This is a genomic window from Streptomyces sp. CNQ329 (assembly GCF_000482585.1).
This window is the reverse complement of the sequence record NZ_AXVU01000060.1, coordinates 1-26,619: the sequence shown is the minus strand read 5'-3', so window position 1 is coordinate 26,619 and position 26,619 is coordinate 1. Positions and strand designations below refer to the sequence as shown.

The 26,619-nt window shown below is 73.7% G+C and carries 30 protein-coding genes; 17 read left to right on the top strand and 13 right to left on the bottom strand.

Annotated elements, in window-relative coordinates; translation table 11 throughout:
• Positions 1-525 precede the first annotated feature (525 nt).
• Positions 526-750: a DUF397 domain-containing protein gene (locus tag I003_RS0127205; protein ID WP_027774387.1), complete on the top strand. Its 225-nt coding sequence runs from the start codon at positions 526-528 to the stop codon at positions 748-750.
• A 227-nt stretch (positions 751-977) separates the two neighbouring features.
• Here I003_RS0127205 and I003_RS35220 read toward each other — a convergent pair whose 3' ends face one another.
• On the bottom strand, positions 978-1,169 hold the full coding sequence (locus tag I003_RS35220) for a hypothetical protein (protein WP_486584406.1): 192 nt from the start codon (positions 1,167-1,169) through the stop codon (positions 978-980).
• 202 nt (positions 1,170-1,371) lie between these two features.
• Here I003_RS35220 and I003_RS0127200 point away from each other — a divergent pair, with 202 nt between their 5' ends.
• The 6 genes from I003_RS0127200 (at position 1,372) to I003_RS0127175 (ending at position 8,797) form a co-directional block, all read left to right on the top strand.
• Complete coding sequence (locus tag I003_RS0127200; RefSeq protein ID WP_027774386.1) at positions 1,372-2,262, top strand: 2-dehydropantoate 2-reductase; 891 nt, start codon at positions 1,372-1,374, stop codon at positions 2,260-2,262.
• Positions 2,263-2,667: 405 nt separating this feature from the next.
• Entirely contained in the window at positions 2,668-4,038 is a 1,371-nt protein-coding gene (locus I003_RS33400) for a glycoside hydrolase family 6 protein (protein WP_051368531.1), read from the top strand.
• A gap of 242 nt (positions 4,039-4,280) precedes the next feature.
• A complete protein-coding gene (locus tag I003_RS0127190; RefSeq protein WP_027774385.1) occupies positions 4,281-6,317 on the top strand; it encodes a glycoside hydrolase family 48 protein in 2,037 nt (678 codons plus the stop codon).
• 311 nt (positions 6,318-6,628) lie between these two features.
• Positions 6,629-7,738 (top strand): LLM class flavin-dependent oxidoreductase, encoded by a 1,110-nt coding sequence (locus I003_RS0127185; protein ID WP_027774384.1) that lies wholly within the window; start codon positions 6,629-6,631, stop codon positions 7,736-7,738.
• A complete protein-coding gene (locus tag I003_RS0127180) occupies positions 7,735-8,385 on the top strand; it encodes an FMN reductase (protein ID WP_027774383.1) in 651 nt (216 codons plus the stop codon). Before I003_RS0127185 ends, I003_RS0127180 begins: the two co-directional genes overlap by 4 nt.
• A 1-nt stretch (position 8,386) precedes the next feature.
• Positions 8,387-8,797, top strand: coding sequence for a tetratricopeptide repeat protein (locus I003_RS0127175; protein ID WP_027774382.1), 411 nt, complete (start codon positions 8,387-8,389; stop codon positions 8,795-8,797).
• 364 nt (positions 8,798-9,161) lie between these two features.
• Here the strand turns inward: I003_RS0127175 and I003_RS0127170 are convergent, their stop codons facing one another.
• A complete protein-coding gene (locus I003_RS0127170) occupies positions 9,162-10,334 on the bottom strand; it encodes a thiolase family protein (protein ID WP_027774381.1) in 1,173 nt (390 codons plus the stop codon).
• A 113-nt stretch (positions 10,335-10,447) separates the two neighbouring features.
• Here I003_RS0127170 and I003_RS0127160 point away from each other — a divergent pair, with 113 nt between their 5' ends.
• On the top strand, positions 10,448-11,089 hold the full coding sequence (locus tag I003_RS0127160) for a TetR family transcriptional regulator (RefSeq protein ID WP_027774380.1): 642 nt from the start codon (positions 10,448-10,450) through the stop codon (positions 11,087-11,089).
• Positions 11,090-11,120: 31 nt separating this feature from the next.
• Complete coding sequence (locus I003_RS0127155; protein ID WP_027774379.1) at positions 11,121-12,227, top strand: ABC transporter substrate-binding protein; 1,107 nt, start codon at positions 11,121-11,123, stop codon at positions 12,225-12,227.
• 21 nt (positions 12,228-12,248) lie between these two features.
• Here the strand turns inward: I003_RS0127155 and hisF are convergent, their stop codons facing one another.
• The 8 genes from hisF to hisD all read right to left on the bottom strand — a co-directional run bounded on the left by hisF (position 12,249) and on the right by hisD (position 18,127).
• The gene (gene hisF / locus I003_RS0127150; RefSeq protein WP_027774378.1) at positions 12,249-13,037 is read right to left on the bottom strand and encodes an imidazole glycerol phosphate synthase subunit HisF; all 789 of its coding nucleotides are present in this window, start codon (positions 13,035-13,037) and stop codon (positions 12,249-12,251) included.
• Positions 13,034-13,456, bottom strand: coding sequence for a Rid family hydrolase (locus tag I003_RS0127145; protein ID WP_027774377.1), 423 nt, complete (start codon positions 13,454-13,456; stop codon positions 13,034-13,036). Before I003_RS0127145 ends, hisF begins: the two co-directional genes overlap by 4 nt.
• Positions 13,456-14,199 carry a bifunctional 1-(5-phosphoribosyl)-5-((5-phosphoribosylamino)methylideneamino)imidazole-4-carboxamide isomerase/phosphoribosylanthranilate isomerase PriA gene (priA, locus tag I003_RS0127140; protein WP_027774376.1) on the bottom strand — a complete coding sequence of 248 codons (744 nt, stop codon included), beginning with the start codon at positions 14,197-14,199 and terminating at the stop codon, positions 13,456-13,458. Before priA ends, I003_RS0127145 begins: the two co-directional genes overlap by 1 nt.
• Positions 14,199-14,867: an imidazole glycerol phosphate synthase subunit HisH gene (gene hisH, locus I003_RS0127135; RefSeq protein WP_051368533.1), complete on the bottom strand. Its 669-nt coding sequence runs from the start codon at positions 14,865-14,867 to the stop codon at positions 14,199-14,201. Before hisH ends, priA begins: the two co-directional genes overlap by 1 nt.
• 65 nt (positions 14,868-14,932) lie before the next feature.
• Entirely contained in the window at positions 14,933-15,091 is a 159-nt protein-coding gene (locus tag I003_RS36560; RefSeq protein ID WP_027774374.1) for a hypothetical protein, read from the bottom strand.
• Entirely contained in the window at positions 15,088-15,684 is a 597-nt protein-coding gene (gene hisB, locus I003_RS0127125) for an imidazoleglycerol-phosphate dehydratase HisB (RefSeq protein WP_027774373.1), read from the bottom strand. The genes I003_RS36560 and hisB overlap by 4 nt, the downstream gene beginning before the upstream one ends.
• Positions 15,681-16,787, bottom strand: a complete 1,107-nt coding sequence (locus I003_RS0127120; protein WP_027774372.1) for a histidinol-phosphate transaminase — start codon at positions 16,785-16,787, stop codon at positions 15,681-15,683. The genes hisB and I003_RS0127120 overlap by 4 nt, the downstream gene beginning before the upstream one ends.
• The gene (hisD, locus tag I003_RS0127115) at positions 16,784-18,127 is read right to left on the bottom strand and encodes a histidinol dehydrogenase (RefSeq protein ID WP_027774371.1); all 1,344 of its coding nucleotides are present in this window, start codon (positions 18,125-18,127) and stop codon (positions 16,784-16,786) included. Before hisD ends, I003_RS0127120 begins: the two co-directional genes overlap by 4 nt.
• A gap of 161 nt (positions 18,128-18,288) precedes the next feature.
• Between hisD and I003_RS0127110 the strand changes: the two genes are divergently transcribed.
• From I003_RS0127110 to ybaK, 3 genes are read left to right on the top strand one after another with little or no spacing between them, the layout of a single operon-like run.
• Positions 18,289-19,890, top strand: a complete 1,602-nt coding sequence (locus I003_RS0127110) for a hypothetical protein (RefSeq protein ID WP_027774370.1) — start codon at positions 18,289-18,291, stop codon at positions 19,888-19,890.
• 30 nt (positions 19,891-19,920) lie between these two features.
• Positions 19,921-20,658 (top strand): LON peptidase substrate-binding domain-containing protein, encoded by a 738-nt coding sequence (locus I003_RS0127105; RefSeq protein ID WP_027774369.1) that lies wholly within the window; start codon positions 19,921-19,923, stop codon positions 20,656-20,658.
• 17 nt (positions 20,659-20,675) lie between these two features.
• Entirely contained in the window at positions 20,676-21,173 is a 498-nt protein-coding gene (gene ybaK / locus I003_RS0127100; RefSeq protein WP_027774368.1) for a Cys-tRNA(Pro) deacylase, read from the top strand.
• Positions 21,174-21,201: 28 nt separating this feature from the next.
• On the opposite strand, the gene I003_RS36220 is transcribed toward ybaK, so the two are convergent.
• Positions 21,202-21,354 (bottom strand): hypothetical protein, encoded by a 153-nt coding sequence (locus I003_RS36220; protein WP_158689024.1) that lies wholly within the window; start codon positions 21,352-21,354, stop codon positions 21,202-21,204.
• A gap of 93 nt (positions 21,355-21,447) precedes the next feature.
• Between I003_RS36220 and I003_RS0127090 the strand changes: the two genes are divergently transcribed.
• The 3 genes from I003_RS0127090 to I003_RS0127080 all read left to right on the top strand — a co-directional run bounded on the left by I003_RS0127090 (position 21,448) and on the right by I003_RS0127080 (position 24,229).
• Positions 21,448-22,443: an ABC transporter ATP-binding protein gene (locus I003_RS0127090; RefSeq protein ID WP_027774367.1), complete on the top strand. Its 996-nt coding sequence runs from the start codon at positions 21,448-21,450 to the stop codon at positions 22,441-22,443.
• Positions 22,440-23,462 (top strand): ABC transporter permease, encoded by a 1,023-nt coding sequence (locus tag I003_RS0127085; protein ID WP_027774366.1) that lies wholly within the window; start codon positions 22,440-22,442, stop codon positions 23,460-23,462. The genes I003_RS0127090 and I003_RS0127085 overlap by 4 nt, the downstream gene beginning before the upstream one ends.
• A 77-nt stretch (positions 23,463-23,539) precedes the next feature.
• A complete protein-coding gene (locus I003_RS0127080; RefSeq protein ID WP_027774365.1) occupies positions 23,540-24,229 on the top strand; it encodes a hypothetical protein in 690 nt (229 codons plus the stop codon).
• Positions 24,230-24,303: 74 nt separating this feature from the next.
• Here I003_RS0127080 and I003_RS0127075 read toward each other — a convergent pair whose 3' ends face one another.
• Entirely contained in the window at positions 24,304-25,566 is a 1,263-nt protein-coding gene (locus I003_RS0127075; protein WP_027774364.1) for an NYN domain-containing protein, read from the bottom strand.
• A gap of 236 nt (positions 25,567-25,802) precedes the next feature.
• Here I003_RS0127075 and I003_RS0127070 point away from each other — a divergent pair, with 236 nt between their 5' ends.
• Positions 25,803-25,991, top strand: coding sequence for a hypothetical protein (locus I003_RS0127070; RefSeq protein ID WP_027774363.1), 189 nt, complete (start codon positions 25,803-25,805; stop codon positions 25,989-25,991).
• A gap of 5 nt (positions 25,992-25,996) precedes the next feature.
• Positions 25,997-26,185, top strand: a complete 189-nt coding sequence (locus I003_RS0127065) for a hypothetical protein (protein WP_027774362.1) — start codon at positions 25,997-25,999, stop codon at positions 26,183-26,185.
• Positions 26,186-26,277: 92 nt separating this feature from the next.
• Here I003_RS0127065 and I003_RS33395 read toward each other — a convergent pair.
• Positions 26,278-26,619 (bottom strand): hypothetical protein (locus I003_RS33395; protein WP_037721871.1); only part of this gene is annotated, 342 nt, incomplete at its 5' end.

Sequence of the window (26,619 nt, the reverse complement as noted above, 5' to 3'; positions counted from 1 at the left end):
GGGGGCGCCCTTGACGCCGGACGCAGGCCCGACAATCAACAAGCGGGGTGGCCCGGGGGGAGCCCCCACGACACCGCCCCACCCCGACACGGACCCCACCGAGCCGGATGCCCCACGCACCACCGCCCACCCCGGCACGTACCCCCGTACACCGGCCCGCTCGGCGAACCACCGTTCCGCCCGGCGCGTACCCCCGCACCCGCCCCACCCACCACGCCGGCCAGCCGCCGACACCGACGACCCGGGCCCACTGTCAGAGCAGGCGCATACCCTTGGGCGGGCATGCGGGGACGCACGGTTCCGGGCGAACGACGGACCCCCCGGCACCGGCCACCGGCACCGGCGCTCCCCCCAGGCCCCGGCGCTCCCCCAGGGCCTGCGAAGAGGGCATCACGACCGGTCACTTGATCGAGACGCGCGGAGGCGCTCGAAAGCGGCGCCGGGCGTACGATCTGCTCAGGGGCTATGCCCTGTCGCCACGAGATTCGGCGGCGGTGATCCGATCCGCAATGGAGGCGCTTCCCCATGAGCACCATCCCTGACCTGTCCCGCGCCCGTTGGATCAAGTCCAGTCACAGCAACGGTGACGGGGGCAACTGTGTCGAGTGGGCGCCCGGGTTCGCCGCGACCGGCATCGTGCCCGTCCGGGACTCGAAGGACCCGGACGGGCACGCCCTCACCTTCACGACCGACGCCTGGTCGGCGTTCATCGCCGACGTGAAGAACGGGACTCTCCCTACTGGCGGGTGAGTTCCTGGGAGGTGCCGCTCTGCCACTCGACGGTGACCGTGTCACCGTTCACCGACCAGACGACGGGGAGGAGCCCGGGCCGGGCTTTTCGGACTCGTCCTTCGGCAAGTCCAGCGGGCCGGACGCGGGTTCCTTCTGGGCGTCCGCGTCGGCGCGCCCCGTCGCCGACAAGTGAGCGGGCCCGGAGCGGCGGGCAAACAGGTGGCGCAACCGCGGCCCATGCACCGCTAGTCGTCGCTGCCGGTGCTGTGCGTGCCCCGGCGGGAGTTCTTCGCCGAGAGGCGCACCAGGCTGCCTGCGGCGAGCGTCGTGGCCGCTACGGCACGGACCCAGCGAGGGCCGCCGCGTTCCGCCCACACCACACACGCGCACCCGCCGAGAACAAGCGCCAGGACGCCGACCAGTATCAGAACAATCACGCTGCCCCTTGAGTTCATCCCTTCAGGTCCAGCCGATCATCGCAGGCCGGGAGGAGCGTTCGTGCGCGCTTGATCAATGCGGCCGGCCGGCGGAAGGCGGCGAGCGGGCGCGGTCGCGCGGGGGGCGGCGGAGCCGCGGCGGTGGCCGCGAGCGGAGTGGACGTGCTCGGTGAACTGGCCTTTACTGCTCCGCATGGACTCGATTAACGCTGCCGTGCTCGGCCCCGGCGGGGTCGGCGGGCTGCTCGCCGGGCTGCTGGCCCGGGGTGGGCACCGGGTGACCTGTCTGGCCGGCGCCGCGACCGCCGGCGCGCTCCAGGCGGACGGAATCAGGGTCAACAGCAGGCAGTTCGGTGATTTCGCCACCCACGTGGCGGGGGACACCGAGCTGCGCGGGCCCGTGGACCTGTGCATCGTCGCCGTCAAGGCCACTGCCTTCGAGGCCGCGCTGGAGCGGGTGCCGCCCGCGGCGCTGGGTGACGGGCTCGTGGTGCCGCTCCTCAACGGCGTCGACCACATGGCGGTGCTGCGCGAGCGCTACCGGCCCGAGCAGGTCGCCGCGGGCACGATCACCGTGGAATCCACCCGGGTCGGGCCGGGGCTGATCGAGCACGGCAGCCCGTTCACCAAGGTCTCGCTCGCCTCCTCGACGGCGCCGCGCGAGCGGCTGGAGGCGGCGGCGCGGGTGCTGGCCGACGCCGGCGCCGAGACGCAGGTGCTCGGGGACGAGGCGAGCGTCCTGTGGACGAAGATGGCCTTCCTCGCGCCGATGGCGCTGCTCACCACCCGCCACCGCCTGCCCGTCGGCGGTGTCCGGACCGAGCACCGGGACGAGATGCTGGCGCTGCTCGCGGAGACCGCCGCCGTCGCGAGGGCGTGCGGGGCGCGGGTGGACGCGGATGCGGTCGCGACGATGTACGACACCTTTCCGGCCCGTACGAAGTCCTCGATGCTCCGCGACGCGGAGGCGGGCCGCCCTCTCGAACTCGACGCCATCGGGGGCGCGCTGCTGCGCGGCGCCGGGGCGCACGGGGTCGCGGCGCCGGTGGCGGAACGGCTGGTCGCGGAGATCGGGGCGCGGCAGGGCGCGTAGCGCGCGCCGGTGCCGGCACCGGGGACTCGCGGGCGCCCAGGACGGCGGAGACGGCGGCCACGGGGACGGCGCGGCGGCGGAGACGGATGCCCCTCAGATGCGGCCACTTGGTGGGACATGGCGCTGAACCGCCATGTCCCACCTGCCCGTTTCGCGCCTACGAACAGTGAAGACGGGTGTCCTTGTGGGCGGGCCCTTCACAACACTTCTTTGAGCTGTTAGCCTCGCAGCGCGATATGGGAGCGCTCCCACCCTTCACACACCACCGCTCGGGACGCGCGGCAGGAAGGTCATTTATTGACATGTACTCGTCAGTAATCGCGTGCTCCCGGTAGTGCCCGCCATGCACATCCCCCCGCAACCCCCCACCTCCAACGCCCGGCAGGGGCGTGGAAGGAGAGCCGCATGAGAAAGTCACGTCTACGTGTCACCGGGGTCAGCGCCGCGGCGCTGGCGGCAACAGGCACACTGCTCGCCTACTCGCTGTCCGCGCCTCCCGCGGCGGCCGAAGTCGCGGCGCCCGGCGACAATCCGTACGAGGGCAGCCAGCTCTACGTGAACCCCGACTGGTCGGCCGCCGCCACCGAGGGCGGCGGGGCGGCCATCGCCGACACCCCCACCGCCGTGTGGCTGGACAGCATCGGGGCGATCACGAGCGGCTCCGACGGCTCGAACAACATGGGCCTGCGTGAGCACATGGACGAGGCGCTGGCCCAGGGCGCCGACGCGATCCAGATCGTCACGTACAACCTGCCCGGCCGGGACTGCGCGGCGCTCGCCTCCCGGGGCGAGCTGGGCCCGGACGAGATCGACCGGTACAAGACCGAGTTCATCGACGAGATCGACGCCATCATCGACGACTCGGCGTACGACGACCTCAAGATCATCAACATCGTCGAGATCGACTCCCTGCCCAACCTCGTCACCAACGTCGGCAGCCGGGAAACCGCGACGCCCGAGTGCGACGAGATGAAGGCCAACGGCAACTACGTCAAGGGCGTGGGCTACAACCTGGGCACGCTCGGCGACAACGGCAACGTCTACAACTACATCGACATCGGCCACCACGGCTGGATCGGCTGGGACGACAACTTCCAGGCGAGCGCCGACCTGCTGTACGAGGCCGCCAACGCCGAGGGCGCCTCGCCCGAGGACGTCACCGGCTTCGCCGCCAACACCGCGAACTACGGCGCCACCGAGGAGCCGTACTTCTCGATCGACGACCGGGCGAGCGACGGTCCCATCCGCGAGGGGCACAGCTCGTGGGTGGACTGGAACCGCTACGTGGACGAGCAGTCGTTCGCGCAGGCGTTCGTGGAGGAAGCCGCGCCCGCGGCCGGGTTCCCGTCCGGCATGGGCGCGATCATCGACACCTCGCGCAACGGCTGGGGCGGCCCCGACCGGCCCACCGGCCCCGGCGACATCAACGGGCCCGCTGAGGACTACGTCAACGACAGCCGCACCGACCGCCGGATCCACCTCGGCAACTGGTGCAACCAGTCCGGTGCCGGTCTCGGTGAGCGGCCGACCGCTTCGCCCGCGCCGAGCATCCACGCCTACGCCTGGATCAAGCCTCCGGGTGAGTCGGACGGCGCCAGCGAGGAGATTCCGGACGACGACAAGGGCTTCGACCGGATGTGCGACCCGACCTACGAGGGCAACGCGCGCAACCAGTACAACATGTCGGGCGCCCTTCCCGACGCGCCGACCTCCGGCTACTGGTTCCAGGCTCAGTTCGAAGAGCTGATCGCCAACGCCAACCCGCCGGTGAGCTAGCGCACGCGAGTTCCCCCCACCCTCCGCCGCCGGCCGCCGGATCCCGGCGGCGGAGCGGCCCGGTGGCGGCCCCCGGGACGGCCGCCACCGGGCATCCACCGGCCCTTCACGGCCACCAGCCGTCCCGTGCGGTCCGCCCGGCCCCGGGTTCGTCACCCCCCACGCCCGCAGCCGCGCACCCCTGACTCCCTCCACCCTCCCGCCGGGCCGCGTGCCCGCGGGCTCCCCGAGGAGATCCCCCCATGTCCAAGTCACTGTCCCGCCGGCGGTTCACCGCCGCGGCCGGCGGCGCCGCCCTCGCGTCGGCCGTCGCAGCGCCCACCGTCGCCAGGGCCGGCACGGCCCCCGAGAAGACGGCGGCGGCGGCCCCGCAGGGTCCGTACGACGACCTTTTCCTCGCCCAGTACGAGAAGATCAAGGACCCCGCCAACGGGTACTTCAGCCCTGACGGCATCCCGTACCACAGCGTGGAGACCCTGCTCGTCGAGGCGCCCGACCACGGGCACGAGACGACGTCCGAGGCGTTCAGCTACTGGATGTGGCTGGAGGCCGCGTACGGCAGGGTCACCGGCGACTGGGGCCCGTTCAACGAAGCCTGGGAGAAGACCGAGCAGTACATCATCCCCACCCAGGCCGACCAGCCCACGAACGACTCGTACAACCCCAGTTCGCCCGCGACGTACGCGCCCGAGCACCCCGACGTCTCGGAGTACCCCTCCCAGCTCGACCAGTCCGTATCGGTCGGCCAGGACCCGCTGGCAGCCGAACTGGCGTCCGCGTACGGGACGATGGACATCTACGGGATGCACTGGCTGCTCGACGTCGACAACACCTACGGCTACGGCAACACCCCGGGCACCGGCGGCCAGAACGGCCCCGGCGAAGGCCCGTCGTACATCAACAGCTACCAGCGCGGCGCGGAGGAGTCGGTCTGGGAGACGGTTCCCCAGCCGACGACCGACCTCTTCGAGTTCGGCGGCCCCAACGGCTACCTCGACCTCTTCGTGGGGGACGCCTCGTACGCCAAGCAGTGGAAGTACACCAACGCGCCCGACGCCGACGCACGCGCCGTGCAGGCCGCCTACTGGGCGCTGACCTGGGCCACCGAGCAGGGCAACGAGGGTCAGATCTCCGCCTCGGTGCAGCGTGCCGCGAAGATGGGCGACTACCTGCGGTACGCGATGTTCGACAAGTACTTCAAGAAGATCGGTGACTGCACCAGCCCGACGGGCTGTGCCGCGGGCAGCGGCCGGGACTCCCAGCACTACCTGCTGTCCTGGTACTACGCCTGGGGCGGGGCAGCGGGCGGGGGCGGCGGCGGCTGGGCCTGGCGCATCGGCGACGGCGCCGCCCACCAGGGCTACCAGAACCCGTTCGCGGCCTGGGCGCTGTCCACCGTCCCCGCGCTGACCCCCAAGGGCTCCACCGCGAAGAGCGACTGGTCGACGAGCCTGACCCGGCAGCTTGAGTTCCTGCGCTGGCTGCAGTCCCCGGAGGGCGGGATCGCCGGCGGCTGCACCAACAGCTGGGAAGGCCAGTACGGCACCCCGCCGGCGGGCACGCCCACCTTCTACGGCATGGCCTACGACTGGCAGCCCGTCTACCACGACCCGCCCAGCAACAACTGGTTCGGCATGCAGTGCTGGGGCATGGAGCGGGTCGCGGAGCTGTACTACACCTCCGGCAACACGACGGCGCAGGAACTGCTGGAGAAGTGGGTGGCCTGGGTCACGCCGGAGATCACCGCGGAGTCCGACGGCACGTTCAGCATCCCGGCCACGCTGTCCTGGGACGGCGCCCCGGACACCTGGGACCCGGACAACCCCGGCGACAACTCCGGGCTGCACGTCTCGGTCGCCGAGTACGGCACGGACGTGGGCGTCGCGTCGGCGCTGGCCAAGACGCTGACGTACTACGCGGCGAAGGCCGGCGACAGCGCGACGGCCGACCTGGCCAAGCGGCTGCTGGACGCGCTGGCCGCGAACACCGACTCCCTCGGCATCGCGGTGCCGGAGACGCGCGCCGACTACGGGCGCTTCGAGGACGAGGTGTACATCCCCAACGGATGGTCGGGGACCATGCCGAACGGCGACACGATCGAGCCGGGCGTGACGTTCATCGGGCTGCGCTCGTGGTACCGCGACGACCCGGACTGGGAGAAGATCCAGGCCCACCTGGACGGCGGGCCGGCGCCGGAGTTCACGTACCACCGGTTCTGGGCGCAGGCAGGGCTGGCGATCGCCTTCGCGGTGTACGCCGAGCTGTTCCCGTCCGCCTGACACGGAGAGCCGGCCGGCGCCGATCCGTCCTCCCGGGCGGCCGGCCGGCTCTCCCACCCCGGGGTGGCCGGCCGGCCGTCCCGAGCCGCTGCCCGACCGCCCCGGGCAGCGGCCCCCGCACCGGCCGGGCCCGGTGCGGGAGGCCGGGCCCGGCCCACCCCCCCACCCCCCGGTACGGGTCCTTTTGTCCCTGACCCCGCGCGGACCCGTACCGGGGCTCCGACCTGCTTGGACCCGGCGGGGGAATAGGGTTGCGCGGGCACACGTTCTCCGGTGTGATTGAGCTTTCAACCACGGAGAGGGTGAGTCCGGTGCAGTTCGGGATCTTCAGTGTGGGCGACGTGACCCAGGACCCCACCACGGGTCGGGTGCCGAGCGAGCACGAGCGGATCACGTCGATGACCGCCCTCGCGCTCAAGGCCGAGGAGGTCGGGCTCGACGTCTTCGCCACGGGCGAACACCACAACCCTCCCTTCGTCCCCTCCTCGCCCACCACCATGCTGGGCTGGGTCGCGGCGCGGACGGAGCGGCTGATCCTGTCCACGTCCACCACGCTGATCACCACGAACGACCCGGTGAAGATCGCCGAGGACTTCGCGATGCTCCAGCACCTGGCCGACGGCCGGGTGGACGTGATGATGGGCCGGGGCAACACCGGCCCCGTCTATCCCTGGTTCGGCCAGGACATCCGGCAGGGCATCCCGCTGGCCGTGGAGAACTACGCGCTGCTGCACCGGCTGTGGCGCGAGGACGTGGTGGACTGGGAGGGCAGGTTCCGCACCCCGCTGCAGGGCTTCACCTCCACACCGCGCCCGCTGGACGGCGTGCCGCCCTTCGTCTGGCACGGCTCCATCCGCTCGCCGGAGATCGCCGAGCAGGCCGCGTACTACGGTGACGGCTTCTTCGCCAACAACATCTTCTGGCCGAAGGAGCACTTCCAGCGGCTGATCGAGCTGTACCGCACGCGCTACGCGCACTACGGCCACGGCACGCCCGAGCAGGCGATCGTCGGCCTCGGCGGCCAGGTGTTCATGCGGAAGAACTCGCAGGACGCGGTGCGGGAGTTCCGGCCGTACTTCGACAACGCGCCGGTGTACGGGCACGGGCCTTCGCTGGAGGACTTCACCGAGCAGACGCCGCTGACCGTGGGCAGCCCGCAGGAGGTCATCGACAAGACGCTGACGTTCCGCGAGTCCTTCGGTGACTACCAGCGCCAGCTCTTCCTTGTCGACCACGCGGGCCTGCCCCTGAAGACCGTCCTGGAGCAGATGGACATGCTCGGCGAGGAGGTCGTGCCGGTGCTGCGCGAGGAGTTCGCGAAGAACCGGCCGGCGGACGTGCCGGAGGCGCCGACCCACGCGGCCCGCGTGGCGGCGGCAGCCGACGCCGAGCAGAGTGAGAAGCAGGAGGTGGCGAAGTGACCGCGCTGAAGCTGACCGTGGTCTCGGCCGGGCTGAGCGTGCCCTCGTCCACCCGGCTGCTCGCCGACCGGCTGGCCGAGGCGGTACGGCGGCAGCCGGCCGACGACGACCGGCAGATCGACGTGCACGTGGTCGAGCTGCGTGACCTGGCGGCGGACATCGCCCACAACACCGTCACCGGCTTCCCGTCCGCGGACCTCGCCAAGGCGATCGACGCGGTCACGGGCGCCGACGGCCTGATCGCCGTGACACCGGTCTTCTCCGCGTCGTACAGCGGACTGTTCAAGTCGTTCTTCGACGTGATCGGAGCGGCGGACGACGGCGCGCTGGCCGGGAAGCCGGTGCTGGTCGCGGCGACCGGCGGGACGGCGCGGCACTCGCTGGTGCTGGAGCACGCGATGCGCCCGCTCTTCGCCTACCTGCGGTCCGTCGTCGTGCCCACCGCGGTGTACGCGGCGGCGGACGACTGGGGCGGCAGCGGCGACCCGCTGACCGACACCCTGCCCACGCGGATCGCCCGGGCGGCGGGCGAGCTGGCCGAGCTGATGCACGGCCGGCAGTCGCGCCCGCCGGCCGGCGGGCCCGAGCAGGTGGTTCCGTTCGAGCAGCAACTGGCCGCGTTGCGGCCGGAGAGCCGGGAGGAGTGACATGAGCGAGGAGTTCCGGGGCTTCAACGCCTTCGGCCCGGACGGTGAGCCCGCCGCGAGCCGGTGGAGCGACGCGCTGAACCTCTTCGCGGGCGCCGAGGCGGCGGACGCGGCGTCCCGCTGGGAGCAGGCCGGGACGCTCTTCGAGGCGAAGGACTACGTGGGGGCGGCGAAGCTGCTGGCCACGGTGGTCGCGGAGCACCCCGAGCAGGTCGCGCCCCGGCTGCTGCTGGCCCGGTCGTACTACCACTCGGCGCAACTGACCCGGGCCGAGACGGAACTGCGCGCGGTCCTCGACCGCGACCCGGTCGAGCACTACGCGCACCTGATGCTGGGCCGTACGCTCCAGCGCCAGGGCCGCGACGAGGAGGCGGCGGGAGTGCTGCGCACGGCGGAAGCGCTGGGCGCCTAGCGGCGAGCCCGGAGGAGAGCGGCACGTCCCCGCCGGCGGCCGGCCCGAAGGGCCGGACGCCCCGCGGGGCTGCGCTGGGAAGAGGGGATCTTCGCACCGCGGTCACCGGATCACTCCGCTACCGCATGTGGCCGCATGGCGTCACCGGCGCGGGTGGGTCGCCGAAGGCGCTCCCCGCGCCGCCGGGTGCAGCGCGGAGGGCTGGGCGCCGGTCGCCGAGCCCCCGCCGGAGACCCGGCAGCTCCCCGCGCGGTCCGGGCGACCGGCTCGGTCATTCCGCGGCACCCGACCGCACGGGTCACCGCGGCGCCCGCTCGCCGACGCGCCACCGCACCCGCCGGTCCGCCGCGCTCCGCGCAGCGGGTCAGCGGAGCCGTTCCACGATCGTCGCGTTCGCCAGGCCGCCCGCCTCGCACATCACCTGCAGGCCGTAGCGGCCGTCCACCGCGTCCAGCGCGCCGAGCAGCGTGCCCAGCAGCCGCGTTCCCGACGCGCCCAGCGCGTGACCCAGGGCGATCGCGCCGCCGTGGACGTTGACCCGCTCCGGGTCGGCGCCCACGTCGCGCTGCCACGCCAGCGGCACCGGCGCGAAGGCTTCGTTCACCTCGAAGGCGTCGATGTCGTCGATCGTGAGCCCCGCCTTCGCCAGCACCTTCCGGGTCGCCGGTACGACGCCCATCAGCATCAGCACCGGGTCGTCGCCCGTCACCGCGAAGGAGTGGAACCGCGCCCGCGGCCTGAGGTCCAGCTCCTCCGCCCGCTCCTCGCTCGTGATCAGCACCGCGGACGCGCCGTCCGTGAGGGGCGAGGAGTTGCCGGGCGTGAGGTGCCAGCCGATCTCGGGGAAGCGCTCGGCGACGGCCGGGTCGTAGAAGGACGGCTTGAGCGCGGCGAGCCCGTCCAGGGTCGTCGACGGCCGTACGGTCTCGTCCCTGCGGTGCTCCCCCACGGGCACGACGTCCGCGTCGAAGACGCCGGCCTCCCACGCCCGTACCGCCAGCCGGTGCGAGCGCTCCGAGAAGGCGTCCAGCTCCGTACGCCCCAGTCCCCACCGCGCCGCGATCAGCTCCGCGGAGTGGCCCTGGGCGATCAGCCCGCCGGGGTAGCGGGCGGCGAGCCGGTCGCCGAAGGGGTCCCGGCCCACGACGGCCGTGCCCATCGGTACCCGGCTCATCGACTCGACGCCGGCGGCCACGGCGATGTCGTACGCCCCGGCCATCACCCCCTGCGCCGCGAAGTGGGCGGCCTGCTGCGAGGAGCCGCACTGCCGGTCGACGGTGGTGCCCGGGACGGACTCGGGGAAGCCGGCGGCGAGCACGGCGTTGCGGGCGACGTTGAACGACTGGTCGGCGGCCTGGGTGACGCAGCCGGCGATGACGTCGTCGAGGAGCGCGGGGTCGAGGCCGTTGCGGTCGGCGAGCGCGCGCAGCACCTCGGCCAGGAGATCGACGGAGTGGACGCCGGACAGGGCGCCGCCGGGCTTGCCCTTGCCGGAGGCCGTACGGACGGCGTCGACGACGACTGCGGTGGTGGTCATGGGCGTACGCCCCTCTCTCGCTGTGCGCGTCACGGTTCTCGTCACGGCCGGCCCCCGCAGAGTTACATACCGGGAGTACGTATGTACAGGGTAAACCCGCCTACAATGCGCGCATGAAGACGCGCAGAACGCAGCAGGAGCGCACCGCGACGACGACGAAGGACCTGGTGGGCGCCGCCCGCCTGCACTTCGCCCGGGACGGCTACGCCGCCGCGTCCCTCGACGCGATCTGCGCCCGGGCGGGTATCACCAAGGGCGCGCTCTACCACCACTTCCGCAACAAGCAGACCGTCTTCCGCGCCGTCTACGAGGCCGAGCAGCACCGGCTGCGCGACGCCATCGCCGACGCCTTCCGCGCGTGCCCGGACCCGTGGGACGGGCTGCGCGCGGGCCAGCGGGCGTTCCTCACCGGCTCCATCGAGCCCGGCACCCAGCGGATCACCCTGCTCGACGCGCCGGGGGCGCTGGGCTGGGCGGTGATGCGCGAGGTACAGGCGGACTGCCGGGCGATGACGCGGCGCGGACTGGAGCAGGCCGTTCACGCCGACGGCGAGAACGCGGTGCCGGCGGTGGAGTTGGACGCGATGGCCTCGGTGGTCTTCGGTGCCCTGTGCGAGTGCGCGATGGCGGTGGCGCACGCGCCGGACCCGGACGCGGTGCTCGCGGCGTCGCTGCGGCAGGTGGACCGGCTGGTGGCGGCGCTGAAGGGCACGGTGGTGGCGCGCGCCGCGGTGAGCGGGCCCCTGGGTGGATAATCGGTTGCCGCCCGGCCCGTCGGCCTGTGCAATGGCCGCCATGATCACCGATGCGCACCCGGCGCGGCGGGACGCGCCCGTACGGATCGGCGCCCTCGCCCCGCTCACCCCGCCCGGCTGGGCCGAGGCCGGCCGGCATCTGGTCGCCGGGCTCGAACTCGCCGCCCGCGAGGTCAACGACGCGGGCGGCATCGCCGGCCGCCCCCTGGAGCTGGTGGTACGGGACACCGCCGCCGATCCGCAGCGAGCCGCGCGGGCCGTCGATGAACTGGCCGGGAGGGGCGTCGCCGCGCTGGCCGGCGAGTACCACAGCGTCGTCGCCCGCTCCGCCGCCGCCCGCGCCGCCGCCCTCGGCGTGCCGTTCCTGTGCTCGTCCGCGGTCCTGGACGCGCTGACCGAGCAGCCCGCGGACGGCATAGCGCGGATCGCCCCGGCGCAGTCCCACGGCTGGCGGCTCTACGCGGACTTCCTCCTGGGCGCGGGCCACCGCCGCCTCGCCGTGGCGGCCCAGCCGAGCGTGTACTGGGCGTCCGGAACCCGGATCCTGCACGACGCCCTCGCCCCGCGCGGCGGCACCGTGGCCGAGCTGGACGTGGGTGCGCTCACCCCCGCGGCCCTGTGCGACGTGCTCGCCGACAGCGGTGCGACCGCCCTGCTGCTGCTCGTCGGCCACCCGGAGCCCGCGGTGCCGCTGGTGAAGTCCGTGCGCCGCGACCCGCGCCTCGCCGGGCTGCTGATCGGCGCACCGGCCGGGCAGCCGGAGTTCGCCGGATGGGCGGAGCTGCTGGGCGCCGAGGGCGCGGGGGTGCCGTTCCTGCGCTATCTGCCCGAACGGCTCCCGCCCCTGGGCGTACGGGTCGCCTCGGCGCTGCGCGAACGGCTCGCCGGGGCGCCCTCGTTCGTCGCGTTCGAGGGCTACGACACGGTCGCGGTCCTCGCCGACCTGCTGCGGCGCCGGGGCGCGGACGGGGCCCGTACCCCCGCCTGGGAGGACGTCGCGGTCGACGGGACCCGCGGCCCGATCCGGTTCTCGCGCGTGCCGGGGCTCGGCGTGTGGCAGTGGGCCTGGCCGCCGGTCCAGGTCGCCGACCGGGATCCGGCGGAACCGAGCCGGTTCCGGGTCCTGCACGCCGGCTGAGCCGGCGGCGGCAGGTCCCGCTCAGCCCGTCGCCGGCGTGCTCCGCACCGCGCAGCCGGCCGCACGCAGGCTCTCCTTGACCTCGCCGATGCGCAGCTCCCCGAAGTGGAACACCGAGGCCGCCAGCACCGCGTCCGCGCCCGCGTCGATCGCCGGGGCGAAGTGGTCGAGGCGGCCCGCACCGCCGCTGGCGACGACGGGGATCGTCACCTGCTTGCGTACGGCGGCGATCATCTCCGTGTCGTAGCCGTCCTTGGTGCCGTCGGCGTCCATCGAGTTGAGCAGGATCTCCCCCGCGCCCAGCTCCGCGGCCCGCCGCGCCCACCCGACGGCGTCGATGCCGGTGCCGCGCCGCCCGCCGTGGGTCGTGACCTCGAAGCCCGAGGGGGTCGCGACGCCGTCGCCGCAGCGCCGCGCGTCCGCGGAGAGCACCAGCACCTGGCTGCCGAAGCGCTCGGCGATCTCGCTGATCAGCTCCGGCCGGGCGATCGCCGCGGTGTTGACGCCGACCTTGTCGGCGCCGGCGCGCAGCAGCCGGTCCACGTCGGCGACCGTGCGCACGCCGCCGCCGACCGTGAGCGGGATGAAGACCTGCTCCGCGGTGCGGCGCACCATCTCGTACGTCGTCTCGCGGTCGCCGGAGGACGCGGTGATGTCGAGGAACGTCAGCTCGTCGGCGCCCTCCGCGTCGTACACCTTCGCCATCTCGACGGGGTCGCCGGCGTCACGCAGATTCTGGAAGTTGACGCCCTTGACGACCCGGCCGCCGTCCACGTCGAGGCAGGGGATGACACGTACCGCCAGGGTCATGCGCCGGCCGCCTCCCCGGAGCCGCCCGGGCGGTACGCCTCGACCTCGACCTCGACGACCAGCCGCGAGTCGACGAAACCGGAGACGATGATCAGCGATGCGACGGGGCGGATGGCGTCGAACAGCTCCTTGTGCGCACCGCCGACCGCCTCCACGTCACGGGCGTGGGTGAGGAACATCCGGGTCCGCACGACGTCCTCGCGCTCCAGGCCGACCCTCTTCAGCGCCTCGAACGCGACGCCGAAGGCGGTCATGGCCTGGGTGTGCGGATCCCCCTCGCCGACGACCACGCCGTCCACGACGGAGGTGCAGCCGGCCACCAGCACGAGCCCGTTGGGCAGCTCCACCGCCCGTGAGTAGCCGAACTCCTCCTCCCAGGGGGCACCGGACGAGATACGGCGTACACCGCCACCGGCCATCAGGACACCGCCTCCAACGCCTCTTCCATGGTGAACGCCTTCGCGTAGAGCGCCTTCCCGACGATGGCACCCTCGACCCCCTCCGGGACCAGCGAGGCGATGGCCCGCAGGTCGTCGAGAGAGGAGACACCCCCGGAGGCGACGACCGGCCGGTCGGTGGCGGCGCAGACGTCGCGCAGCAGTTGCAGGTTGGGGCCCTGGAGCGTGCCGTCCTTGTTGATGTCGGTGACCACGTAGCGCGCGCAGCCCTCGGCGTCGAGGCGCGCCAGCGTCTCGAACAGGTCGCCGCCGTCCCGGGTCCAGCCGCGACCGCGCAGCGTGGTGCCGCGGACGTCGAGGCCGACGGCGATGCGGTCGCCGTGCTCGGCGATCACGCCGGCGACCCATGCGGGCGACTCCAGGGCGGCGGTGCCGAGGTTGACGCGGGTGCAGCCGGTGTCCAGGGCGGCGGCCAGGGACGCGTCGTCCCGGATGCCGCCGGACAGCTCGACCTTGATGTCCATCGAGCGGACGACCTCGCCGATCCGCGCGCGGTTGTCGCCGGTGCCGAAGGCCGCGTCGAGGTCGACGAGGTGCAGCCACTCCGCGCCGGCGCGCTGCCAGGTGAGGGCGGCCTCCAGCGGGTCGCCGTAGCCGGTCTCGGTGCCGGACTCGCCGTGCACGAGGCGTACGGCCTGGCCGTCCCGGACGTCGACGGCGGGCAGCAGCTCCAGGGCGGTGGTCATCTCACGGGGCGGCGTCATCAGAGGGTCTCGATCCAGTTCTTGAGGAGCAGGGCACCGGCGTCGCCGGACTTCTCGGGGTGGAACTGGGCGGCCCACAGAGGCCCGTTCTCGACGGCGGCGACGAACGGCTCACCGTGGGTGCTCCAGGTGACGGCGGGCGGGTCGATGCGCGGGTTGTGCACCTCCAGCTCCCAGCGGCGGGCGGCGTAGGAGTGGACGAAATAGAAGCGCTCCGCCGGGTCGATGCCCGCGAACATGCGGGAGCCGGCCGCGATCTCGACGGTGTTCCAGCCCATGTGGGGCACGACGCCGGCCTGGAGCGCCTCGACCGTGCCGGGCCACTCGCCCATGCCGTCGGTCCGCACGCCGTGTTCGACGCCCTGCTCGAAGAGGATCTGCATGCCGACGCAGATGCCCAGCACGGGCCGGCCGCCGGCGAGCCGGCGCTCGACGACCCAGTCGCCGCGGGCCTCCTTCAGCCCGCCCATGCAGGCGGCGAAGGCGCCGACGCCGGGCACCAGCAGGCCGTCGGCGGCCATCGCGCGGTCGTAGTCACCGGTGATCTCCACCTCGGCGCCGGCGCGGGCGACGGCGCGCTCGGCCGAGCGGACGTTGCCGAAGCCGTAGTCGAAGACGACGACGCTCTTGCGCCCGCCCCGCCCCTCGCCCCCGCGGGCGGCGGGCACGGCGGCCGGCGCCGCCGCGGCGGCGGGGCCGGCGGAGGCGGTGGACGCGGCGCGGTCGCTCAACCTCACACCCCCAGCCGCAGGATGCCGGCGGCCAGCGCCATCGCGGCGCCGATGGCGAGCACGGCGACCACGTTCTTCGACTGGCCCTGCTTGACGAAGGAGATGACGCCGCCGAGCAGGAAGAGCCCCACGAAGATCAGCAGAATCGACAGGCCGTTCATGACAGGGCGCCCTTGGTCGACGGGATACCGGTCTGCCGGGGGTCGATCTCGGCGGCCAGGCGCAGCGCGCGGGCCAGCGCCTTGAACTGGCACTCCACAATGTGGTGCGCGTTGCGCCCGTAGGGCACGTGGACGTGCAGCGCGATCTGCGCCTGGGCGACGAACGACTCCAGGATGTGCCGGGTCATCGTCGTGTCGTAGTCGGCGCCGATCATCGGGGCCATGCCCTCGGGCTCGGTGTGCACCAGGTACGGGCGGCCGGAGAGGTCCACGGTGACCTGGGCCAGCGACTCGTCCAGCGGCACGGAGGCGTCGGCGAACCGGACGATGCCGCGCTTGTCGCCGAGGGCCTGCCGGAAGGCGGCGCCCAGGGCCAGCGCGGTGTCCTCCATGGTGTGGTGGCTGTCGATGTGCAGGTCGCCCTCGGTCTTGACGGTGAGGTCGAACAGGCCGTGGCGGCCCAACTGGTCGAGCATGTGGTCGAAGAAGCCGACGCCCGTCGACACGGAGACCTCGCCGCGGCCGTCGAGGTCCAGCTCGACGACGACCGAGGTCTCCTTTGTGGTGCGCTCGACGCGGCCCACGCGGGTCATGAGTTGTTCTCCTTCTTCAGCGCGCGCACCGCATCGAGGAACGCGTCGTTCTCCGCCGGTGTGCCTGTGCTGACGCGCAGGAAACCGGGCACGCCGTTGTCCCGGACCAGCACGCCCGCATCCAGCAGCCGCTCCCACGCGGCGTGCGCGTCGGGGAAACGGCCGAACTGGACGAAGTTGGCGTCGGACTCGGTGACCTCGCAGCCGAGCACGGTCAGCTCCGACACCAGCCGGTCCCGCTCCTGCTTGAGCTGTTCGACGTACTGCAGCAGGGTATCGGTGTGCTCCAGGGCGGCGAGTGCGGTGGCCTGGGTGACGGCGGACAGGTGGTACGGCAGCCGGACGAGCTGGACCGCGTCGACCACGGCGGGGTCGGCGGCGAGATAGCCCAGCCGCAGGCCGGCGGCGCCGAACGCCTTGGACATCGTGCGGGTGAGGACGAGCCGGGGGCGGCCCTCGATCAGCGGCAACAGCGACGGGCGGTGGCTGAACTCGCCGTACGCCTCGTCCACCACGAGCATCGAGGGACCCGCGGCCTGCGCGGCGTCGTACAGCCGCAGGACGGTCTCACGTTCGACCGCGGTGCCGGTGGGGTTGTTCGGCGAACAGACGAACACCACGTCGGGGCGGTGCTCGGCGATGGCGCGCTCGGCGGCCCCGACGTCGATGGTGAAGTCCTCGCGCCGGGGGCCGGAGAGCCAGCCGGTGCCGGTGCCGCGGGAGATGAGGGCGTGCATCGAGTACGACGGCTCGAAGCCGATGGCCGTGCGGCCGGGACCGCCGAAGGTCTGCAGCAGTTGCTGGATGACCTCGTTGGAGCCGTTGGCCGCCCAGACGTTCGCGGTGCCCACCTCGTGTCCCGCGGTACGCGACAGGTAGCGGGCCAGCTCGGTGCGCAGCTCGACCGCGTCCCGGTCGGGGTAGCGGTTGAGGTCGCGGGCGGCCTCGGTGACGCGCTCGGCGATGCGCCGGACCAGGGGCCCGGGCAGCGGGTAGGGGTTCTCGTTGGTGTTCAGCCGGACCGGCACGTCGAGCTGGGGCGCGCCGTACGGGGACGTGCCGCGCAGCTCGTCGCGGACGGGCAGGTCGTCGATCGCGGTCACGGCTGCGGCACCTTCCAGTCGAACCTGGCCTTCAGCGCGGCCCCGTGGGCGGGCAGGTCCTCGGCCTCCGCGAGGCTGACCACGTGGGCGGTGACCTCGGCGAGGGCGTCGCGCGTGTAGTCCACGACGTGGATGCCCTTGAGGAAGGACTGCACGGACAGGCCCGAGGAGTGGCAGGCGCAGCCGCCGGTGGGCAGCACGTGGTTGGAGCCGGCGCAGTAGTCCCCCAGGGAGACCGGGGCGTACGGGCCGACGAAGATCGCGCCGGCGTTGCGCACCCGGGCGGCGAGCGCGGCGGCGTCGGCGGTCTGGATCTCCAAGTGCTCGGCGGCGTAGGCGTCGACGACGCGCAGGCCGGCCTCCAGGTCGTCCACGAGCACGATGCCGGACTGCCGCCCGGCCAGCGCGGCGCTGACCCGCTCGACGTGCCGGGTCGCGGCCACCTGCGTCTTCAGCTCGGCCTCGACGGCCTCGGCGAGCCGCTCGGAGGGCGTGACGAGGACGGCGGCGGCCAGCTCGTCGTGCTCGGCCTGGCTGATGAGGTCCGCGGCGACGTGCGCCGGGTCGGCGGTGTCGTCGGCGAGGATGGCGATCTCGGTGGGGCCGGCCTCGGCGTCGATGCCGATACGGCCCTTCAACAGGCGCTTGGCAGCGGCCACGTACACGTTCCCCGGGCCGGTGACCAGGTCGGCGGGGGCGCACTCCCCGGTCCCGTACGCGAACATGGCGACGGCCTGCGCGCCCCCCGCGGCGTACACCTCCTCCACGCCGAGCAGCGCGCAGGCGGCGAGAATCGTCGGGTGCGGCAGGCCGGCGCCCCACGAGTTCGGCACGTCCTTCTGCGGGGGCGAGGAGACGGCCAGCGACGGCACGCCCGCCTCCTGGGCCGGCACCACGTTCATCACCACGGACGACGGGTACACGGCCTGGCCGCCCGGCACGTACAGCCCGACGCGCGCGACGGGCAGCCAGCGCTCCGTGACCGTCCCGCCGGGGACGACGCGCACCGCGGTGTCGCTCCGGCGCTGCTCGCGGTGGACGATGCGGGCGCGGCGGATCGACTCCTCCAGCGCGGCACGCACCTTCGGGTCCAGCTCGGCCAGCGCGCGCGTGAGGGCCTCCGCGGGCACCCGCAGCCGCTCCAGCGTCACGCCGTCGAAACGCTCTGTGATCTCGATCACCGCCGCCGTGCCGCGATGGCGGACGTCCTCGCACAGCGGACGCACCTTCTCCAGGGCGGCCTCGACGTCCAGCTCGGCACGGGGCAGCAGGTCGCGGTCGATGCCGCCGCCTGCATCGTAAGCGGCGGCGGAGCCGCGCAGATCGATTCGGGAGATCACGGGTCCAAGTCTCTCAGACGGCCCGGCCACCCGGCCGGGCTGTCCACAGGCTGGACCGCAAAATCGTCACTGTCAGTACGTGGTACTAGCGTTCAGTGTGCCGCCCCGAGGGGAATCAGAGCCGTACGGGACGGACGCGGGCAGAGCAGGGGAGCGTGTCGTTGACCGCTGTACAGCACGACCGGGCGGAGGCGCCCGAGGACCTTTCGGAGACGGAGCGAGGGCTGTGGCATGCCTTCCAGGAAGGAGCGACATACGATCTGCGTTCGCGCGACCCCGGGCAGAACGACCCGGCGGGGCTGCACGTCTGGGGGCCGGAGCGCAGCGTGCGCGCCTCCTTACTCGCCCGGCTGCTGTTGCACGGCCCGCCGGCCCGTCCCGGCCGGGTGACCTCGCTCAAGCTGGCCGGCGCGTTCGTCACCGGCACGCTCGACCTCTCCGGCGGCCGCGTCGATCCGTACGTGGAGCTGCGCAACTGCCGCTTCGAGAACGAGATGCTGCTGCCCGAGTGCTCCTTCGCCACGCTGCGCCTGGTGGAGTGCTCGGTCCCGCGGCTGGAGGCCGCCCGGCTGACCACCAGCGGCGATCTGCACATGCCCCGCTGCACCGTGGACGGCGGCATCCGGCTGACCGACGCGCACATAGGCACGGACCTGCTGCTCAGCCAGCTCACCGTGGGCCGTGACCGGCGCGGCGTGGCGATCGCCGCCGACGGCATCACCGTCGGTCAGGACCTCCAGGCCGATCTGCTGCAGGCGCACGGCGAGCTGCGGATCCGCAGCGCGACCATCGGCGTCTCGCTGAACCTGAGCGGCAGCGTCCTGCGCAACCCGTACGGCAAGCGCGCGCTCAACGCGCCGCAGCTCACCGTGGAACGCTCGCTGCACATGGGCCCGGCGGCGGTTCCCGAAGCCGCGACGGGCACGGCCACGCCCCCGTACGGCATCAGCGGCCACACCCCGCCGCGGGGCACGCGGATGCAGCGCTTCGAGTGCCACGGCGGGCTGCGGCTGGACGACGGGCGCTTCGGCGACTCCGTCGACCTCGACGGGGCGCGTTTCGTGATGGACCCGGAGCAGGAGATGTCCATGCGCCGGATCCAGACGCCGGAGCTGCGGTTCATGGGGCGTGAGCCGGAGGGCGGCAAGGTCGTGCTGTCCGGCGCCCGGGTCGTCAACCTCCGCGACAAGTACACGAGCTGGCCGGGACCCGGCCGGCTGGCGATGGCGGGCTTCTTCTACGAGCACCTCATACCCGTCGGCGCCTTCCCCCTGGTGCACCGGCTGGAGTGGGTGGAGGCCGCCACCCCGGAGTTCTCCCCCGAGCCGTACGAGCTGCTGGCCGCCGTCCTGCGCAACACCGGCGAGGACCACGACGCACGCGAGGTCATGCTCGCCAAGCACCGCAGGCAGCGCGAGACGCTGCCGCTGACCGGCAAGGCGTGGGGCCTGCTGCAGGACTGGACGGTGGCGTACGGCTACCGGCCCACCCGCGCCGTGGTGTGGATGGCGGTGCTGTGGGCGCTGGGTTCGCTGTACTTCGCGCGGCAGGATCCGCGCGCCATGCGCCCCGGCGAGGGGCCCCAGTGGAACCCGCCGCTCTACGTGCTCGATCTGCTGCTGCCCGTCATCGACCTGGGGCAGGACAACGCCTGGCACCAGTCGGGGCATTACCAGTGGACGGCCACGGTGCTCGTGCTCGCCGGCTGGGTGCTCGCCACCACGGTGGCGGCCGGCGTCTCCCGTGCGCTGCGCCGCCAGTGAGGTACCGGCCGGGACCGTTAGGATCCGCCTGTGACCACCGCACGCCTGCCCCTCTTCCCGCTGAACGCGGTGCTGTTCCCGGGCCTCGTCATGCCCTTGAACGTGTTCGAGGAGAGGTACCGGGCGATGATGCGGGTCCTGCGCAAGCTGCCCGAGTCGGAGCGGCGGTTCGGTGTGGTGGCGATCCGGGACGGCCGCGAGGTCGCACCCACCGGGCCGGGCCTGCCGGATCAGACCTCGCTGCCCGAGCGCGGCCCCGCGGCCGGCTTCGGCGCCGACCCCATGCAGGCGCTCTACGGCGTCGGCTGCGTCGCGGACGCGGCGACGATCCGGGAGAAGGACAGCGGCGGGTTCGAGGTGCTGGTCACCGGCACCCGCCGGTTCCGGCTGCTGTCGGTCGACACCTCGGGCGAGTATCTGACCGGTGAGGTCGAGGCGCTGCCGGAGCGGTCGGGCGAGGGCGCGGGCGTGCTGTCGGCGGCGGTGGTACGGGCCTTCAGGACGTACCAGAAGAGGCTCGCCGGCGCCCGTGAACGCTCCCTCGGCGCGGCCACGGAGCTGCCGGACGAGCCCTCGGTGCTGTCGTACCTCGTCGCCGCGGCGGCGGTGCTGGACACCCCGTCGAAGCAGCAGCTCCTCCAGGCACGGGACACGGCGGCGCGGCTGTCGGCGGAGCTGAAAATCCTGCGGCGCGAGAGCGCGGTGCTGGGTAAGCTCCCGTCGCTGCCCGCGGTCGACCTGACGCGAAGCCCGACGAGCCCCAACTGAGCCGCGTTCCCTTCCCCATGGCCAAGAAGAAGCAGACCGGATCCACTCCGGCCACGGTGGCGCTGACCAAGGCCGGCGCCGCGTTCACCGTGCACGCGTACGCGCACGACCCCGCCGCCGCGTCGTACGGCGAGGAGGCGGCGCAGGCGCTCGGCGTCGACCCGGGCCAGGTCTTCAAGACCCTGGTCGCCGAGGTCGACGGCGCGCTGACCGTCGCGATCGTGCCCGTCTCCGGCGCGCTGGACCTCAAGGCGCTGGCCGCGGCGGCCGGCGGCAAGAAGGCCGTGATGGCGGACCCGGCGCACGCCGAGCGCACCACGGGCTACGTCCGCGGCGGCATCTCCCCCCTGGGCCAGCGCAAGCGGCTGCCGACGGTGCTGGACTCCTCGGCCGCCGGACGGCCGACGGTCTGCGTCTCCGCGGGCCGGCGCGGGCTGGAGGTGGAGCTGTCGCCGACGGTGCTGGCGGAGCTGACGGGCGCCGTGGTGGCGCCCATCGCGCGCGACGGCCGCTGACGCGGGCGCCGGGCGCGGGCGGTCCCCGCTAGGCGGGCCGGCGGCCGTGGTTGGCCTTGCCCTTGCGGGTACGCCACTTGCGCTTGCGCGTCTTCTTCGACATGTCCAGGTCATACCGGAGTGACCCGTATCCGTCCAGGCTCCGCGCAGCCCTCCCCCCGGCGGCCGTGCCGTCCGGCACCGCGTACCCTCGTAGTTCGTGAGTACGCGCAGCGAAGCGGCGGGTCCTGCCGCGGCCGGGACCGCCACCCCGCCGGGCGCGGTGGTCTGTGCCGTGCGCGCACTCGTGAAGACCTATCCGGCTCCCCGCGCGAAGCGGCTGTGGCGCGGAGGCGGCCCCGGCACCGGGCCGGCCGCGTCCCCCGCCGGGCCCGTACGGGCCTGTGACGGCGTCGGCCTCGACATCCACGCCGGGGAGATCTTCGGTCTCCTGGGCCCCAACGGCGCCGGCAAATCCACCCTCGTACGCCAGCTCACGGGCCTGCTGCGGCCCGACTCCGGCAGCATCGAGCTCTTCGGCCACGACCTCGTACGCCGCCCCGAGCTGGCCGCGCGGCTGCTGGCGTACCTCGGCCAGGAGTCCACCGCGCTCGACGATCTGACGGTCGCGCTGGCTGCGGAGACCACCGCCCGGCTGCGCGGCCTGCCCGCCGCGGCGGCCCGCGCCGAGCGCGACGCCGTGCTCGGCGAACTCGGCCTGGACCGCCTCGCCGACCGCCCGCTGCGCCGGCTCTCCGGCGGCGAGCGGCGGCTGGCCTGCGTGGCGGCGGCGCTGGTCGGCGAGCGCCCGCTGCTGGTGCTGGACGAGCCGACCACCGCCATGGACCCGGTGGCCCGCCGCGCCGTGTGGGCGGCGGTCGACCGGCGCCGGGCCGAGCGCGGCGCGACGGTGCTGCTCGTCACGCACAACGTCGTCGAGGCCGAGACCGTGCTCGACCGGGTCGCGGTACTCGACCGCGGACGGGTCATCGCCTGCGACTCCCCCGCCGGGCTGAAGGCCCTGGTGGGCGGGGAGGTCCGGGTGGATCTGGTCTGGCGCGACGAGCCGCCGCTCGACGTGCCGCAGATCGCGGAGCTGGCCCGCACCGCCCGCCGCACGGGCCGGCGCTGGACGCTGCGGCTGCCGCAGGACGCCGCGCGCGCCGCGGTCGCGGCGATCACGGGCGGGCCCGCGTTCGCCGCGCTGGACGACTTCACGCTGACGACGCCGAGTCTGGAAGACGTGTACCTGGCTCTCGGCGGGCGGGACGAGGGGCTGGTGAAGGCATGACGGACGGACATCTCGGCCTCGCGCAGGCCCCGCCCGGCGGCTCCGGGCCGTCGGCTGCGGGAGCGGCGCCGGCCGGGAACGGGACCGCCGAGGGGCACGGGACCGCCCCGGCGCACGAAGCCCCCGCGGCGCACGTCGCCGCCGGGACCGCCGACGGCTCCCCCCGGCCCGCGGCCACGTCCGCCGCCGCACCGGCCGAACCCGCGGAGCCCGCCGCGCCCCCGGAACCCCCGGGGCCGGCCGCGCCCGCCTCCGCCACGCTCGCGCCCCCCGTGCCGCTCCTTCCCGCCCTCGCCGCCGTCTACCGGGCGCAGCTCTCCCGCGCCCGGGTGGCCCGGCTCCCGCTGCTGTTCGTCGCCACCTTCCAGTCCATCGGGATCATGGTCCTCATGCGCGGCGTGGTCGACGCCGAGGCCCGCAGCTCCGAGGCCCACGCCGTGGTCGCCGGGTCGACGGTGCTGATCGTGGCGTTCGTGGCGCTGAACCTGCTCGCCCAGTACTTCGGCCAGTTGCGCGCGACCGGCGGCCTCGACCACTACGCGACGCTCCCGGTGCCACCGGCCGCGGTGGTGCTCGGCGCGGCCGGCGCGTACGCCTCCTTCACCGTGCCCGGGACCGTCGTCACGGCCGTGACGGGCAGCCTCCTCTTCGAGCTGCCGCTGACGCACCTGTGGATCCTCGTGGCCGTCGTGCCGCTGTCGGGGGCCGCGCTCGCCGGGCTCGGGGCGGTGCTCGGGCTGCTGGCGCCGCGGCCGGAGCTGGCGACCCTCTGTGGCCAGCTCGGCATGTCGGCGGCGCTGCTGCTCGGGGTGCTGCCCGCGGAGCGGATGCCGGAGGCGGTGTCCTTCGCCCGCGACCTGCTGCCGTCCACGTACGGCGTGGAGGCGCTGATGGAGACCTTCGCACCGGGCCCCGACTGGGCCGCGGTCCTCGCCGACCTGGGGGTTTGCGCGGGCGTCGGGGTGCCCGCGCTGGCGGCGGCGACGTGGGCGTACCGCAGGGCGGCGCTGCGCTCGTGAGCACCGGCGGTCATGGCGACATTCCGAACGACCGTCCTGGCTACGGGCAGCGGGCCCGGCCCTGGCACGATGACGGGGTGACCGCTCCCCTGACACCGCACGAGCAGCCGCCGAACGAGCAGCCGGCGCACAACCCCTGGCACTATCCGCGCGCGTCCGGCGCCGACGACGCGGCGGCGGACGGCCGGCGCGGCCGGAAGCCGAAGGGCGACGACACCGACCTCGCCGGGGAGCTGTGGCAGGCGTTCCTGCTCATGATCGGCGTGGCGGCGCTGGGGCTGCTGCTGGGCTTCCTGTGGGAGCGGCTCGCGCCGCGCGTGCCGCTGGTGGTACGCGGGGGCGAGGCATGGCTCAGGCAGAGCGAGAGCGAGGACGCCATCTCCATCGACGGCACGTTTGCGCTGCTGGGGCTGGCCTTCGGCGCGGTGACGGCGCTGGGGGTGTTCTTGTGGCGGCGGCGCGGCGGGCTGCCGCTGGTGCTGGGCCTCGCGCTGGGCTCGCTGATCGGGTCGGTGGTGGCCTGGCGGTTCGGCATCGTGCTGGGTCCGCCGCAGAACGTGGAGCAGCGGGCCACGGAGATCGCCGACGGCGGCGGCTTCGACGCCCCGCTGGAGCTGAAGGCCAAGGGCGCGCTGCTGGCGTGGCCGGGGGCGGCGATGGCCGTGCACCTGGTGCTGACCGGGCTCTTCGGACCGCGCGACCCCGAGCCGCAGGCCCCGCCGCCGCCCACGGGCGGCTGGCAGGGGTGGGGCTCGCCCACGGGCTGACGCGGACGGGGCGCGGCTGGTACGCCGGGCCGGGCACGGTGCCGTACGGAGCCGCCCGGCCGGGCCCGTGGCCGCTATGCCTCCGGCTCCGCCGCCTGCGCGTGCTCGGCGGCGGAGCTGACGTCCACCTCGCGCCAGAACCCCGCCCGGATCGCGTACCGGTCGCGCTCGTCGATCTGGTCGTCCTTGTGCGCGAGGAGCCCGAAGCGGGCGGCGTAACGCAGCAGCTCGCCGTCGATGCGGTGCGGGATACGCGGGTACTGACCGGCCAGCAGCCGCAGCTTCATCTGGTCCGCCAGCCGCTCGATCCAGCGCCGCGCGAAGACCTGCCCCACCTCGAACGGATCGCCGCCGATGACGGTGATGTCCTCCTCGCGGTCCGCCCAGCGCTGCTCCGCCGTGGTGAGCTGCGCGAGCGTGGGCAGCCCGGCGACGTCGGGCGGCTCCGCGCCCGGCCGCTCCACCCAGCCGCGGTCGGACGACCAGCGCAGGGTGGCGTTGCCCACGGGCTGCCCGTGGCGGCCCTCGGGCACGGCGGGGCGGCCCAGGCTCGCGAGGTCCTTCGGGGTGGGTACGCCGCCCTTGGCCCCGGCATCGTCCTCGCCGTCGGGTACGTCGTCGGGCGCCGCACCGGCGTCGTGGTGGCGCCGTTCGGTGACCGGGGCGGCCTGCGCGGTGCCGTTGGCCACGGTCTGCTTGCCGGCGACGGAGGTCTCCGAGGGCGGGGCGGAGAGGATCGCCGCGATCTCGGGCCGCGGCACGGGGCTGGGGGCGCAGACGCCGGTGAGCTCCTTGGCCTGCACGGCGCGGGTGATCCAGACCCGGTCGAGCAGGCGCCGCTCGTCGGCCTCGGCGACCAGGTCCTCGGACTGGTTGTAGTCGCCGTCGGCGGCCTGGACCGCCCACAGGTGCACGGCGACGCCGTGCTCCTTCGCGGACATCATGCCCGGCAGCAGGTCGCCGTCGCCGGTGACGAGCACGACGTCGGCGCAGGCGCGGTTACGGGCCAGCTCGGTCAGCTCCGCGTGCATCGCGGCATCGACGCCCTTCTGCGCCCAGCGGCCGTCGCTGCGGGTGAGCGCGCCGAGGCGTACGGTGACGCGGGGCATCACGCGCAGCCGCCGGTGTTCGGGCTGCGGTACGCGGTCGGGGGCGCCGTCGAACCAGTAGATGCGCAGCAGCCGCTGCCCGGTGTCGGCCTCGGCCTGGTCCCGCAGTCCCTGGATGAGGGCGGGGTGGTCGACGGTGATCCGGGAGCGGGCGGGTTCTCCGGCGAGCAGGCTCGCGGCGGCGCCCAGCAGGTAGCCGGCGTCCACCAGGACGACGCAGCGGTCCACGATTCACCCTCTTCTCAGCCGGTTCCGGCCCCGTACCGCGGAGTTCACGTCGGGTTGCCTTCGAGTCTGCCCCACTGAGGGGTGGTTAACAGCAGGGCACCGATCATCGGCGTGGCGGACACCGGTACCCGGCCATGAACAGCGCGTACTACGCACGGTAATTATCCGACATGCGAGGTATCTCAGGTCGTGCGAAGGTGTTCTCCGCGGGGGACCGCGCCTGAAAAGGATCAGTGATGGGTAAGCGCAAGAACCGCGAGAAGAAGCCGCAACAGCATTCCCACCGGGACAAGTACGCCGGGTCACCGGCAGGTATACCGAACCGCGGCCGGCGGCAGCCCCTGGACGGGGCACCGCCGGACGACACCCGGGCCGAAGCACCCGCGGGCGACTGGGAGCAGCGATCCGGGCTCGGGGACCGGTGAGTGCCATGAGCCGAAGGAACAGGAACCGGCAGAACGAACGCGCCGCCGCCCCGCGGGAGGAACGCGGTGTGCAGAGCGACCCCGCGGCTTCGGCGGGCGGGCCGCCTCCCGACCAGGTCAGCGAGGCGGTGAGCCCGGTCTCGGGGAGCCAGAAGACGCAGAAGCACAAGGAGAAACGCTTCGGCCACAACTGAGCGCGGCCCGGCGGGCGCGCCCCTGGCCAGCGCGCTCGCGCACACCGCCGTGGCCGCCGGGGCGGGCAGTCCCTGCCCCGGCGGCACGCTCGTCAGCCCGCCAGACAGGACGGCCCGAGCAGGGCCTTCAGGTCGCCGAAGAGCGCCGGATCCGACGTCACCCGGTGGCGGTCGAGGCGGAGCACGGTGGTGGTGCGGGAGCCCTGGAGCTTCACGCGTACCTCCGTGCCGCCGCGGTGCTGCGACAACACCTCGCCCAGCTTCTCCACCAGCGGCGGAGTGACCTTGACCGTCGGAATCGTGATCGTCACGGGCGCGTTCGCGGACACGTCGGACAGGTCGGGGACGGTGAGTTCCATGGCGACCAGCCGGGGCACGTCCTCCCGCTTGTCGAGCCGTCCCTTGACGAAGACGATCGCGTCCTCGACGAGTTG